The following is a 13,377-nucleotide window of genomic DNA, read 5'->3' as shown; positions in this document are numbered from 1 at the left end:
CGCCACCGCCACCGCCGCGCCGGAGCCGCCGCGTCGGAGCCGGTCAGGCCGCCGGGCCCGTGGGCCACGGCTCGCCCGTGGTCGCGTCGAAGCGGTGGATCGTCTTCTCGCCGGCGACGAACAGCGCGGCGCGGCCGTCCACGTCGAGCGCGCAGACCGCCTCGAGGCACTCGTCGCCGAAGGACACCGGGGCGGCGACCGGCTCGAAGGTGGCGAGGTCGAAGCGCCACAGGTTGCCGCCCTCGACCACGGCCAGGACCGGACCGGGCGCCAGGCACACGGAGGCGCCCTCCTCGAAGGCCCGGAATTCGCCGACCAGGTCGCCGCTGACCGGGTCCACGCGCCGGATCGACTGGTCGGCGCTGGACGTCGCGAGCAGGGTGCGCCCGCCGATCTCGAACGGCACGATCGCGAAGTACAGCTCCAGGTGCGCGGACAGCGGCGGGCCCACCGGCACGCCGGTGACGGCGTCCCAGCGCCACAGCCGGCCGGTGTCCTCGCCGCACGCGAGGTGGGTCCGGCCGCCGACGGTGTAGACGGCGATCCGGTCGACGCTGCCCTCGTGCACCAGCGGCGGGGCGATCTCGGCGCCGGAGGCGGCGTCGAACCGCCGGACCGCCCCGTCGGAGTCGCCGAGCACGAGGACCGTGCGGCCGTCGTGGACGTACGACGTCACCGCGCAGACCCACGGCGCCTTCAGGTCGCCGGGCCGCGCCAGCCGGAGATCGGGCGCCGCGGGCGCCGGGTGCGGCAGCCGCCACTGCCGGACGACCTCACCGTCGAGGGCGGTCACCAGCACCGGCTCGCCGCCGTCCGAACTGAGATGCGACCTGATGAGGCCGCCCATCGCGTGCCACCCGCCGACTCCCGACACCCCGATCGTCACGCCGGTCGCCGCGTCGTACACCGTGATCTGGCGGCCACGGTCCGCGCCCACCCGGACGAGCACGGGGCGGCCGTAGGCGACGGCGCCGAACAGACGACCGTGGGCCTCGCTCCAGTACCCGTCATGGACGGCGAACGGCGGGCCGAGCGGATCGCGCACGGGCACACTCCCAGCGGTCGGCGGCCGGAGCCCCGGCGCCCCGCGACGGTATCAGCGGCCGACGACGGCGGTCACCCGGCCGCGGGGGCGCGCAGCGGGGCCAGGGCCCCGGTCCAGCGGACCAGCTCGTCGAGCATCGTGACGGCGCCGGCCTCCATGGTCTCATTGGGGCGCAGCGTGCCGTCCTCGTCCACGAACTGGGCGACGAACGGGATGTGCACGCCCTCGGGGATCGGCATCATCTTCAGGACGGTCAGCACCGGCTTCAGCGACTGCACGGCGCGGGCGCCGGCCGCGACGCCGCCGTAGCTGACCAGGCCGACAGGCTTGTGGGCCCACTCCTGGGACAGGAAGTCGAGGGCGTTCTTCAGCGGCGCGGTGTAGCCGTGGTTGTACTCGGGCATGACGATCACGAAGGCGTCGGCCCGGTCGACGGTCGCGCTCCAGTCGAGGGTGTGCTGGTGCTCGTAGCGGCGCAGCCGCGGGTGGTTGGGCTCGTCCATCAGCGGCAGGTTCCGCTCGGCGAGGTCGACGAGCTCCACCTGCTCGAAGCCGCCGTGCTTGACCGCCGCGGCGTGGATCCACTCGGCGACCGGCAGGCCGACCCGCCCCGGGCGGGTGCTGGCGATGATGATCTGCAGGGTGTGCACGGTTCTCCCTCGTTCAATTGCTGACGTGTCAACAAATGTAGCCGGATTTTGCTGACGTGTCAGCATCCATCGGTACGATGTGACGCATGACCGAACCGCGGTGGCTGGACCGGGACGAGGAGCGCATGTGGCTGGCGTTCCTGCGGATGCGCCGGACGCTCGACGTGGCGATCGACGGGCAGCTCGCCGAGGCGGGCCTGTCGGCCGCCGACTACGACGTGCTCGCGCCGCTGTCCGAGAGCGACGGGCAGGTGCTGCGCGTGCGGGACCTGGCCGCGGGCATCGGCTGGGACCGCAGCCGGATCGCCCACCACCTGCGGCGGATGGAGCAGCGCGGGCTCGTCGCGCGGTCCGGGTGCCGCACCGACGGGCGCGGCACGATGGTCAGGCTCACCGAGCAGGGACGCGCGATGATCACCGCCGCCGCGCCCGGGCACGTGGCGACGGTCCGGCGGGTCCTGCTCGACCAGCTGGACCCCGACGACCTCGTCCGGCTCACCGCGATCGCCGAGCGGGTGGTCAAGGTCGCCGGCTCCGCCGGCACCGCCCGCACCGGCGGCCCCACCTGAGCCGCACCCTGCCCTGACACCGGGCCGGACCTGCTCAGGTCGGCCGCTCCCACGCCGATGACGTCATAGTGGGAGTCGGCGTGCTGGGGCGGCTCGGTGAGCAGGCGCGGTTGCGGCTGCTCGCCCAGGCGTTCGAGCGCGGCATGGCGGCGAAGGCGGTCGCCGCGCTCGCCGAGGGGGCGCTGGGCGACCTCGTCGAGGTGAACGCCGCCCTGTGCGACCTCGTCGGGCACGGCCGCGACGAGCTGCTCGGACGGTCCTGCGCCACGTTGTTCGACACCGCCGACCGGCCGCCGGTCGTGGCGGCGCTGGCGGCCCTGGCCCGGGACGAGCGGCGTGAGCTGGTGCTCGACGGGCAGCTGCGCAGGCAGGACGGCGGGCTGGTGCCGGTCACGATCCGGGCCACGGTGATCCACGACGCGCTCGGCGGGGCGCACGTGGCCGCCGAGTTCGCCGCACGGACCACAGCGGCCACGGCACCGGCCACCGCGACCACGGCCCCCGGCGGTCACAGCGAGGCGCTGCTGGACGCGATCGTGTCCGCCACCCCCGACCTGTTGCTGGTGAGCACGCCCGAGGGGCAGGTGGTGCGGGCGAACGACTCGTGGGAGCGGCTGCTCGGCTGGACCGAGGCCGACCTGCAGGGCATGGACGTCACCACGCTGATCCACCCGGACGACGTCGCCTCGAGCGTGGCGGCGGCCCGGGTGGCCGCGGACGGCGGGCCGGCCGCCGGGCTGCGCAACCGGTACCGGACCCGCGGCGGCGACTACCTGTGGCTGCAGTGGAACGGCGCCGCGCTGCCCGGCCAGGACCTCGTCGTCGGCATCGCCCGCGACGTGACCGCGGCCGTCGAGGCGCAGCGGCGCGCCGAGCGGGAGACGGCGAGGCTGCGCACGACGATCGCCGTGCAGCGCGAGGTGACCGCCGCCGCCGACGACCGGGCCGCGGTGCTGCGGCTGATGGCGGAGCGGACACTGCAGGTGATCCCGGGCGGCGACGCCGCCGTCGTCGCGCTGCTCGACGCCGACGGGGCGGCGTTGCAGGTCGCGGCCGGGACCGGCACGGCCGGCGCCGACGAGCCCCGGATCCCGGTGAACGGGTCGCTGTCCGGCCTGGCGATCCTGACCGGCTCGACGCAGCGCTGCGACGACACCCGCGCCGACGAGCGGATCTCGGCCGCGGTGAGCGCGGCCGTCGGCGTCCGGGCGCTGATTGTGGCGCCGCTGCTCGGCGTCTCCGGCCCGCTCGGGGCGCTGCTGGTCAGCAGCCCGGCGCCGGGGGCGTTCAACGACGCCGACGAGCAGCAGCTGACCCTGCTCGCCGACGCCCTCGCCGGCGCGCTGCGCCACGCCGACGACGCGGCCCGCAACCAGGCGCTGCTGCGCGCGACGACCGCCGCGAACGCGCAGCTGCAGGCGCAGCGCGGCGAGGCCCTCGCCGCCGTGGAGCGGCTCGAGCACAGCGAGCGGCGCTTCGCCGACGTGTTCGACCACAGCCCGGTCGCGAAGGTCGTCGTCGGGCTGCGCGGCGCGGACCGGGGTCGGATCACCCTGGCCAACCCCGCGTTCGCGCGGCTGCTCGGGTACAGCGCCGGCGAGGCCGCCGCGCTGACCGTCACCGACCTGCTCGCCGAGCCGTCGGCGGCCCTGGAACAGGCGCTGACCGCGCTCGCCGACGGCCGGGCGAGCCGCGCCGTGCGCCAGTCGGTGCTGCGCCACCGCGACGGCCACCGGATCGAGGTCGCCACCCACACGTCGGTCATCACCGACGCCCGCGGGCCGGCGGCCGCGGTGCTGCAGATGCTCGACGTCAGCGCCGAGCAGGCCGCCGCCCGCTCGACGGAGCGGGAGTTCCAGCGCCTGCGCGACACGCTGCTGGTGCAGCGGGAGGTGACCGCGGCCGCCGCCGACCGCGACGGCGCGATCCGGGTCGTCGCCGACCGCGCGGTGCAGCTGTTCCCGGCCGCGGACGGCGCGGTCGTCGAGCTCCTCGACGGTGACGCGCTGTACTACGCCGCCACCGCCGGCACGCTCGGCCGGGCGCTGGGCACCCGGGTGCCGGTCGTCGGCTCGCTCAGCGGCACCGTCCTGGCCACCGGCGCCCCAGCGGCCTGCGCCGACACCAGCGACGACCCCCGGGTCAACCGGGCCACGTGCGCCCGGCTCGGCATCGGCTCCATGCTCATCGCGCCGCTGCTCGCCGGCGACACCGTCATCGGCGCGCTGAAGGTCTCCGCGGTCCGCCCCCGCGCCTTCGACGACACCGACGAGCAGCAGCTGGCGCTGCTCGCCGACAGCCTCAGCTCGGCGCTGCGCCACGCCGACGACGCGGCGCACAGCGCGGAGCTGCTCGCCGAGCGCACCCGGGCCCTCGCCGCGCTGGAGGTCAGCGAGACCCGGTTCAAGCTCGCGTTCGACAACTCGCCGCTCGGCGTCGTCCTGGCCAGCCTCGACCCCGGCCAGGTCGGCCGCTACCTGCACGCCAACGCGGCCATGGCCGCCATCACCGGCTACAGCACCGCCGAGCTGATGACGATGACGTTCCGGGACCTGCAGCACCCCGACGACGTGGCCAGCACCGACGGGCTCACCGCCCAGCTGCTCTCCGGCGAGCGCGAGACGCTCATGGTCGAACGCCGGTACCGGCACAAGGACGGCCACACCATCTGGGCCAACGTGCACGTCGCGATCGTCCGCGAGCACGGCATCCCGCGTTACCTGGTCAACCAGGTCGAGGACGTCACCCAGCGCCGGGCCGAGCTCGCCCAGCTGCACCGCCAGGCGACGCTGCTGCAGCTGATCCCCGCGGCCGTCATCGTCCGTGGCCTCGACGGGCGCATCGTGTGGTGGAACCAGGGCGCGGAGGACCTCTACGGGTGGCCGCTCGCCGCCGCCACCGGCGAGGTCACCCACCAGCTGCTCGCGACCGGCTTCCCCGACGGCGGCACCGAGGCCGGCCAGACCGCCGCCCTGCTGCGGGACGGCCGGTGGGAGGGCCAGCTCGAGCACGTGACCGCCGCCGGCCGCACCGCCATCGTGCTCAGCCGGCAGGTCCTGCAGCACGACGACCAGCCCGGGCTCGCCGGGACCGTGCTGGAGGTCAACACCGACGTCACCGCGGAGCGCGCCGCCGAGGACGCCCTGGCGGCGAGCGAGGCCCGTTTCCGGGCCCAGTTCCACAACTCCGCCGTCGGTCAGATCGTCCGCAACCTCGACGGCAGCCTCGCCGAGGTCAACGCCGCCTACGCCGCGATGCTCGGCTACCCGCCCGGGCAGCTGCTCGGCACGAACAGCCTGCACAGCATGCACCCCGCCGACCTGCCCGCCGTCGCGAGCCGCCTCGACGACCTGCTCGCCGGTCGCCGGGCCGCGTTCACCCTGGAAGGCCGGATCCGGCACGCCCGCGGGCACTGGGTCGACGTGGAGGCCAGCGTCACCCTGGTCCGCGACCCCGACGGCCGACCGGACCACTTCATCGGCGTCGTCACCGACACCACCCGCCGTCGCGCCGCCGAACGGGCCCGGGACGCCGCCGCCACCGAGCTCGCCGACCGCAACACCGAGCTGGAGGACGCCAACCGGCTCAAGCTCGACCTCATCGGCATGCTCGGGCACGAGATCGGCAACCCGCTCGCCGCGATCCTCGGCTACACCGAGATCTTCCTCGACGACTGGGCCACCCTCGACGACGCCCGCAAGACGAAGATCATCACCGGGATCTCGCGGCAGGCGCACCGCCTCGACGACATCGTGCAGGAGGTCCTCACGATGGTGCGCATCGACGCCGGCGCCATCCACGCCCACCGCGAGCCGGTGCGGCTGCACGAGCAGATCCACACCGCGCTCACCGCCGCCGGCGCCGACGTCCCGATCCTCGGGCCCTCGGTCGACGCGCTGGTCAACCCCGGTCACCTCCAGCACATCCTCACCAACCTGATCTCCAACGCCGGCAAGTACGGCGGCGGCGCCATCGCCGTGCGCGTCGTCGACCCCGGCGACGGGCGCGTCCAGATCCGGGTCGAGGACGAGGGGCCGGGCGTGCCCGAGGAGTTCCGCGACCGGCTGTTTCAGCGGCTCGCCCGCGCCGACCGCGACGCCGGCCGGGTCAAGGGCACCGGCCTGGGCCTCTACATCGTGCACAGCCTCGTGCGCGCCAACGGCGGCGACGTCCACCACGAGCCCAACCCCGGCGGCGGGTCCGTGTTCGTCGTCACCCTCGAGGCGCCCGACCAGTGACATCCCTCAGGTCCCGGCGGCCGTGGCCGATGTCGAGCCTGCACGAACCCGCGGACGATTGGTGTCACCATGACGCGCAGCACGACCCTCCCGGTTGCCGATGCCGCCGTCGTACGGCTGCTGCGCGACCGCGACGTGTGCCCGATCTATCAGCCGATCGTCGACCTCACCACCGGCGACGTCGTCGGGGTCGAGGCGCTCGCCCGCGGGCCCGCCGGCTCCGACCTGCACATGCCCGCGCAGCTGTTCGCGGCCGCCGCGGCGGCGGGCCTGCTGCCGGAGATCGACCAGCTGTGCGCGACCCGCGCGCTGGAGCAGGCCCGCGACGCCGCCGCGACGCCGCCGCTGGTGTTCATCAACGCCGAACCGGCGGTCCTGGACCGGCCACTCACCCCGGAGCTCATCGCCGTCATCAACAGCGGCCTGCCGTTCAAGATCGTGCTGGAGTTCACCGAACGCGCCCTGGCCCGGCAGCCCGCCCGGATGCTGCAGGTCGCCGACGTGACCCGCTCCTGGGGCAACCGGATCGCCCTGGACGACGTGGGCGTCGAGCCGGCGTCGCTGGCGTTCATGCCGCTCGTCGCGCCCGACGTCGTCAAGCTCGACATGAGCCTGCTGCGCTCCCCGCACCGGCCCGACACCGTGGACACGGCCGCCGCCGTCGCCGGCTACGCGCACCGGGTGGGCGCGACCGTCATCGCCGAGGGCATCGAGACCGAGGCGGACCGCGCGACCGCCGCCGCGCTCGGCGCCAACTGGGGACAGGGCTGGCTCTTCGGCCGTCCGGGACCGCTCGACGCGCTCGACGCCGGCAGGTTCGCCGCCGCCGTCGACCTCCACACCGCCGAACCGGCCGCCGGCGCGTTCCCGGTGACGCACACCGGCGACGCCGACACGGTCGACGACCTGTGGCAGGCGCTGCTGCGCCGCGTGCGGCGCTGGCACACCCCCGCGTCGGTGCTGTGCGCTGGCCGCGACACGACCACCCTCACCCGCTGGGCGGCCGCCCTCGGCGGCGTGGACCTGGCCTTCCGCGGCGTCGCCGGCGCGCTGCCCGCAGCCGTGCCCGGTGTCCGCGTCTGCCGCCCCGACCTCGTCACCACCGACGACGACGCGCTCACCGCCGTCGCCGTCACCGCGCACAGCGCCGTCGTGCTGCGCGCCAGGCCCGGACCGGACGGCGCGTTCGACATCACCTTCACCGACGACATGACCCTCGCGGTCCAGCTCGCCCGGGCGCTGCTCAACGCCTTCGTCTGACCCGGCCCCGGGCGCCGCTCAGCCCCTTGACGTGGTCCCGTCCGGCCCGGCCTCGGCCGGCACCTCGAACAGGTCGAGCAGCCCGGTGATCTCCAGGACCTGCCGCACGATCGGCGTCGGTCCGACGACGAGCATCCGGGCGCCGCGATGCTGCACGTACTTGCTGAAATTCAGCAGGCAGCGGATGCCCTGCGAGCCGAGCAGCCGCACCTCGCCGATGTCGACGGCGACGTCCGCCTGCGGGGCGAGCCCCAGCGTGTCGGCGCCCGCCATCAGCAGCGCCGCCGCCGTCGGCGAGTCCAGGTCACCGGCGACCAGCAACCGGTGTCGCCGCTCACCGGGCGGCGCCGCGAGAACTTGCACCTGCAGGTGGTCCGAGGCGGAGGTGAACGTGGTGGGTGCGCGCTGCGCGTCCATGCGGGGAGACCCCCTCGCGGTGAGATGGTGGACCGCTCCCACACGGTTGAAGGAGCTGCCCGCCGAATCGACCCTACCGCATGAGGGCTCCCGCCGCGTTCGTCAACCGGGCGAACCCACCTCTGTCGACACCGCCCAGTCCTCGTACACGCGCCGCAGCTCAGGGCAGGCGTAGGCGGAGCATGGTCCAGGAGACCGGCGGCAGGTCGACGCGGACGGTGTCGTCGTCGGCGGTCGCCGAGGGGTTCGGGTGGGGCAGGACCGACGTGGCGTCGTCGGGCGTCGCGGACCAGGTGTGGTCCGGGTTGGACAGGGTCAGCGCCTCCACGACCCGCAGGCGGGGGAAGCCGCGCGGATGGAAGGTCAGGGCGACCGGCCGCGACACGGACCGGTTGACGGCGAACAGGACCAGGTCGCCCGTCGAAGGCTCGTACGTGGCGACGGCGTCGACGGCGGAGACCGGGCCGAAGCGGGTCGTGTCGTGGACCGGGGCGTCGATCGCGGCCCGCAGGACCTCGCCGGCGGCGTGGCGGGCGGTCAGGGCGAAGGGGTGGAACGTCGTCTGCCGCCAGGACCGGCCGCCGGGCTCGGTCATGATCGGGGCGATGACGTTCACGAGCTGGGCGAGCGACGCCGCGTGGACGCGGTCGGTGTGGCGCAGCAGCGAGATCAGCAGGCTTCCGGCGACGACGGCGTCGGCGACGTTGTAGCGGTCCTCCAGCAGGGTCGGGGCGACCGGCCAGTCGTCGCCGGTCGGCGGGCGGGACTCGGCGCGGCCGGCGTACCAGACGTTCCACTCGTCGAACGAGACGTGGATGCGCCTGGTGGCCTTGCGGGCGGCGCGGACCGCGTCGGCGGTGGCGACGACCGCGTCGATGAAGTGGTCCATGTCGACGGCGGAGGCGAGGAACGAGGCGAGGTCGCCGTCCTCCTCGCAGTAGTAGGCGTGCGCGGAGACCAGGTCGACCACGTCGTAGGTCTCGGTGAGCACGACGCGTTCCCACTCGCCGAACGTGGGCATGCCGGAGCCTGACGACCCGCACGCGACCAGCTCCAGGTCGGGCTGGATCTGCCGCATGGCGCGCGCGGTCTCGGCGGCGAGCCGCCCGTACTCGTGGGCCGTCTTGTGCCCGGTCTGCCACGGGCCGTCCAGCTCGTTGCCCAGGCACCACATCCGGATGTCGTGGGGCTCCTCGGCGCCGTTCGCCCGCCGCCGGTCCGACCACGCCGTGCCGCCGCGGATGTTGCAGTACTCGAGGAGGTCCAGCGCCTCCTGGATGCCCCGGGTGCCGAGGTTGACCGCCATCATCGGCTCGACGCCGGCCTTGCGCGCCCAGCGGACGAACTCGTCGACGCCGACGGTGTTCGGTTCGGTCGAGTGCCACGCCAGGTCGAGCCGGGCCGGTCGCTGCGCCCGCGGGCCGATGCCGTCCTCCCACCGGTACCCGGACACGAAGTTCCCGCCCGGGTACCGCACGGTGCTGACGCCGAGCTCGCGGACCAGATCGACGACGTCGCCGCGGAAGCCGTCCGCGTCGGCGGTCGGGTGCCCCGGGTCGTGCAGGCCGGTATACACGCACCGGCCGAGGTGCTCGACGAACGAGCCGAACGTCCGCCGGCGCACCGGCCCGACGACGAAGGCACGGTCGACGGTGACGCTCGCGAGCAGCATGCGGACCTCCTCAGCAGAGGTGGCCGTGCGGGAAGCCGCACGGCCACCGTTCACCGGACGAAACTAGCTGAGACTGAACCGCTGGTTGGCCTGGCCGTTGCAGTCGTAGAGCTGGACCTGCTGGCCGTTGCCGGTGCCCCAGACGTCGAGGCACCGTCCGGACTGCACGCTGGTGATGGTGCCGTTGCTGTTGACGTTCCACTGCTGGTTGGACTGGCCGTTGCAGCTGTAGATCTGCACGGCCGACCCGTTGCCGGACCCGGCGGCGTCCAGGCACACGTTGCCGTACACGGTCAGCTGGCGGCTCGACGTGTACGTCCACTGCTGGTTGGTCTGGCCGTGGCAGTCGTACAGCTGCACGCGCGTGCCGTTGGTGCGGGAGGAGTTCGGCACGTCGATGCAGCGGCCGGACTGGGCGCCGACGATGCGCTTCGCGCCGGAGGGCGGCGGCGAGGACTGCCCGCCGGTGGGCGAAGAGGTCGGGCCGGTGGGCGAGGAGGTGGGGCCGGCGGCGTTGAGGGCGTTGAGGACCGAGGTGTAGGCGGCCTTCTTGTTGCCGCCGCCGTCGAACAGCAGCGGGCTCTCGTTGGACCGCCACGAGTCGCTGTCCCGCACGCCCCAGACGGTGATGCCGACGCAGCGGGGCACGTTCATGCACGCCTGGGTCAGCCCGCCGTACTGCGACGTCGAGGAGTTCGTGACGTCGACCTCGGTCAGCGCCACGTCCACCCCGAGCGCCGCGAAGCTCGACAGCGTCGTCTGGAAGTTCCCCGGCAGCGAGCTACCCCCGGTGAAGTGGGTCTGCAGACCCACACAGTCGATCGGCACGCCCCGGGACTTGAAGTCCTGGATCATCCGGTACACGCCCTGCGTCTTGCCGTACGACCAGTTCTCGATGTTGTAGTCGTTGTAGCACAGCTTCACCGACGGGTCCGCGTTCCTGGCGGTACGGAACGCCACCTCGATCCAGTCGTTGCCGGTGGCCTGCAGGTTGGACTGGCGGCGGCTGCCGTCCTCGTTGAAGGCCTCGTTCACCACGTCCCAGTAGGCGAGCTTGCCCTTGTAGTGGCCCATCACCCCGTTGATGTGGTCGATCATCGCCTGCCGCAGGGCGGAGCCGCTGATCCCGCCCCACCAGCTCGGCTGCTGCGAGTGCCAGGCCAGGGTGTGACCCCGGACCTTCATCCCCCGCTGGGTCGCCCAGTTGTAGATCTGGTCGCCCGAGCTGAAGTTGAACACCCCCCGCTGCGGCTCCGTCGCATCGGGCTTCATCTCGTTCTCGGCCGTGATCATGTTGAACTCACGGCCGGCGATCGTCGTGTACGTCGAGTCGCCCAGCCGACCGGCCGCGACCGCCGTGCCGAAATACCGGCCCGACTGCGCCGCCGCCGCACCCAGCGTGCTCGCCGCCGCGTCCGCCGCCGGCATCATCACCGCAGCCACCGCAGCCACCACGACGCCGACCACACCGGCGGTCAGCGCGATCAACGGCGGGCGCCGCCGTGGGCGTCGATGGGCGAAGTGATTTTCCGCCATCCTGAACTCCTTGCGTCACCAGGACGCCCAGACGTTTCGGCGGAACGGCTGGACGTCGATTCGGGATTGATGTACGGCGATCATGTGTCGCCGCACCGATTCCGACAAGGTTTTTCGCAAAAACTCGATCAGCGCCGATGCGACCTGCGGAACCGGTGCGGCATAACACAAATTACGAAATCTGCAGGGACGCGTCGTCGAGATAGAAGTTGTCGGTGCCCGCGGTCGTTTCGACGTAGAAGGTGGCGCCGGTCAGTGTGCCGGTCCAGGAAACGCTCGCGGTGCCGGACAGCTGCGTCCAGCCGCCCGCATTCACGGCGGTCGCCGGGGCCAGCTGCACGTAGCTGGTCGTGCCGCCGGCGGTGACGGCCAGCATGACCTTCGCGCTTGGCGTGCCGCTCGCGCTGCGGACCCAGGCGCTCGCGCTGTAGGTCCTGCCGCTGACCAGCTTGCCGGTCACGTCCTGGGCGGCGCCGTTCCACGCGGCGGTCCGCCCGGTGACCAGCAGCGACTGGCTGCCGCCGTGCGCGGTGCCGCTCGCCGACAGCGTGCCGCTGCCGAACATGCTCCACCCCGACGTGCCGCTCTCGGCCGTGCCGTTGACGAGGAGGTTCCCGCCGCCGCTGCCGCCGCCTCCGGTGAACTGCCACCAGTTGACGTTGAACAGGTTGCCGCTGCCGCCGGCGAACTTCAGGTACAGGTCGTGGGTGCCGGTCGCGCCGCTCACCGGGCAGGTGACGCTGGTCCAGCTCTGCCAGCCGCCGGTGCCGGCGACGGTGCAGGTGCCGACGAGCGGGCCGTTGACGCCGTCGACGTGCAGCTCGATGCGGCCACCGCTGGTGGCGGAGGCGACCCTGGCGGTGAACGACGTGGCGCCGCCGCCGAACGCGACACCCTTGACCTTGATCGAGTCGTTGTTCTCGATCCAGCCGACGTTCATGCCGCCCTCGCTGGAGGGCTCGGTCTCCACGCCGGTCTCCCAGGCGATCGTCTCGGCCTCCTGCCGCACGTACGGGTCGAGCGTGCCGACCTGCGGCGCGCCGCCGCTGGTCATGGTGATCGTCGGGATGGTGCCGTCGGCGTTGTAGCTGAACTTCTCCACGGCCACGGAGCGGGTGTAGCCGCCACCGCCGGGCAGCGCGCCGTTGTGGTAGAAGAAGTACGACCCGCCGTTGAAGTCGACGACGCCGGCGTGGTTGGTGAAGCTGCCGCCCTGCGTGGGCATGACGGTGCCGCGGTAGGTCCACGGGCCGGTCGGGCCGGGTGCGGTGGAGTAGCCGATGAACTCCGAGCAGCACTTGGCGGCGAACACGTTGTAGTAGAGGCCGTTGCGCTTGTAGACCCAGGGGCCTTCCTCGTACAGCGTGGGGCGGCTCGCGTTGCCGGTGCGGGTGCCGAACCCCGACGTGGTGAGCGGGATCTGGGTGACGCCGCCGGAGTAGGAGATCATGTCGGTGTTCAGCCGCACGTACCAGAGGTTGGGGTTGCCCCAGTACAGGTATGCCTGCCCGTTGTCGTCGATGAAGACGGTCGGGTCGATCTCGTTGTTCTCCACCAGCGGCCGGCCGATGGCGTCGGTGAACGGTCCGGTGGGGCTGCTGGAGACGCCGACGCCGATGGCCATCCGGCCGGTCGCGCGGTTCGTCACCGGCACATACCAATAGAACCTGCCGTTGCGGTTGACGACCTGCCCGGCCCACGCGTTGGCGCTGGCCCAGCTAAAGGTCGCGAGGCTCATCGGCGAGCCGTGGTCGGTCCAGTTCACCATGTCGGCGGAGGAGTAGACCCGCCACTCCTTCATGGTGAAGTAGGTGGAGTTGTCCTCGTCGTGTCCGGTGTACAGGTAGACCCGGCCGTCGTACACGAGCGGTGCGGGGTCTGCGGTGTAGACGGTCTGCACGATCGGGTTGTCCGCCCGCGCCGGCGGTGTCGGGCCCGCCACCACGATGGCGGCGCCGATCAGCAGCAGCAGGCCGGCGAGTCGTCGCAT

9 protein-coding genes are annotated in these 13,377 nt (G+C 73.1%); 3 read left to right on the top strand and 6 right to left on the bottom strand.

Going from position 1 to position 13,377, the window contains the following annotated elements:
* Positions 1-43: 43 nt before the first annotated feature.
* Both ABZ321_RS33590 and ABZ321_RS33585 read right to left on the bottom strand, forming a co-directional pair.
* Positions 44-1,045, bottom strand: a complete 1,002-nt coding sequence (locus ABZ321_RS33590) for a hypothetical protein (RefSeq protein WP_354898860.1) — start codon at positions 1,043-1,045, stop codon at positions 44-46.
* 71 nt (positions 1,046-1,116) lie between these two features.
* Positions 1,117-1,695, bottom strand: a complete 579-nt coding sequence (locus ABZ321_RS33585; RefSeq protein ID WP_354898857.1) for an NADPH-dependent FMN reductase — start codon at positions 1,693-1,695, stop codon at positions 1,117-1,119.
* Positions 1,696-1,781: 86 nt separating this feature from the next.
* Between ABZ321_RS33585 and ABZ321_RS33580 the strand changes: the two genes are divergently transcribed.
* From ABZ321_RS33580 to ABZ321_RS33570, 3 genes are all read left to right on the top strand, one after another.
* Positions 1,782-2,264: a MarR family winged helix-turn-helix transcriptional regulator gene (locus tag ABZ321_RS33580; RefSeq protein WP_344505388.1), complete on the top strand. Its 483-nt coding sequence runs from the start codon at positions 1,782-1,784 to the stop codon at positions 2,262-2,264.
* 80 nt (positions 2,265-2,344) lie between these two features.
* Positions 2,345-6,502, top strand: coding sequence for a PAS domain S-box protein (locus ABZ321_RS33575; protein WP_354898854.1), 4,158 nt, complete (start codon positions 2,345-2,347; stop codon positions 6,500-6,502).
* A gap of 69 nt (positions 6,503-6,571) precedes the next feature.
* Positions 6,572-7,762, top strand: coding sequence for an EAL domain-containing protein (locus tag ABZ321_RS33570; protein WP_354898852.1), 1,191 nt, complete (start codon positions 6,572-6,574; stop codon positions 7,760-7,762).
* A gap of 18 nt (positions 7,763-7,780) precedes the next feature.
* Here the strand turns inward: ABZ321_RS33570 and ABZ321_RS33565 are convergent, their stop codons facing one another.
* The 4 genes from ABZ321_RS33565 to ABZ321_RS33550 form a co-directional block, all read right to left on the bottom strand.
* Positions 7,781-8,179, bottom strand: coding sequence for an STAS domain-containing protein (locus ABZ321_RS33565; protein WP_354898850.1), 399 nt, complete (start codon positions 8,177-8,179; stop codon positions 7,781-7,783).
* A gap of 160 nt (positions 8,180-8,339) precedes the next feature.
* On the bottom strand, positions 8,340-9,851 hold the full coding sequence (locus tag ABZ321_RS33560; protein ID WP_354898848.1) for an alpha-N-arabinofuranosidase: 1,512 nt from the start codon (positions 9,849-9,851) through the stop codon (positions 8,340-8,342).
* A gap of 63 nt (positions 9,852-9,914) precedes the next feature.
* Positions 9,915-11,387 (bottom strand): endo-1,4-beta-xylanase, encoded by a 1,473-nt coding sequence (locus ABZ321_RS33555; protein WP_354898845.1) that lies wholly within the window; start codon positions 11,385-11,387, stop codon positions 9,915-9,917.
* A 172-nt stretch (positions 11,388-11,559) separates the two neighbouring features.
* Complete coding sequence (locus tag ABZ321_RS33550; protein WP_354899048.1) at positions 11,560-13,377, bottom strand: family 43 glycosylhydrolase; 1,818 nt, start codon at positions 13,375-13,377, stop codon at positions 11,560-11,562.

Source organism: Dactylosporangium sp. NPDC006015 (assembly GCF_040614215.1).
Taxonomy (GTDB): domain Bacteria; phylum Actinomycetota; class Actinomycetes; order Mycobacteriales; family Micromonosporaceae; genus Dactylosporangium; species Dactylosporangium maewongense.
This window is presented reverse-complemented; position numbering and strand designations above follow the sequence as displayed.

Coding starts and splice junctions, on each gene's coding strand:
- ABZ321_RS33580 (WP_344505388.1), top strand. CDS start 1,782: ATGACCGAACCGCGGTGGCTGGACCGGGACGAGGAGCGCATGTGGCTG.
- ABZ321_RS33570 (WP_354898852.1), top strand. CDS start 6,572: ATGACGCGCAGCACGACCCTCCCGGTTGCCGATGCCGCCGTCGTACGG.
- ABZ321_RS33565 (WP_354898850.1), bottom strand. CDS start 8,179: ATGGACGCGCAGCGCGCACCCACCACGTTCACCTCCGCCTCGGACCAC.
- ABZ321_RS33560 (WP_354898848.1), bottom strand. CDS start 9,851: ATGCTGCTCGCGAGCGTCACCGTCGACCGTGCCTTCGTCGTCGGGCCG.
- ABZ321_RS33555 (WP_354898845.1), bottom strand. CDS start 11,387: ATGGCGGAAAATCACTTCGCCCATCGACGCCCACGGCGGCGCCCGCCG.
- ABZ321_RS33550 (WP_354899048.1), bottom strand. CDS start 13,377: ATGCGACGACTCGCCGGCCTGCTGCTGCTGATCGGCGCCGCCATCGTG.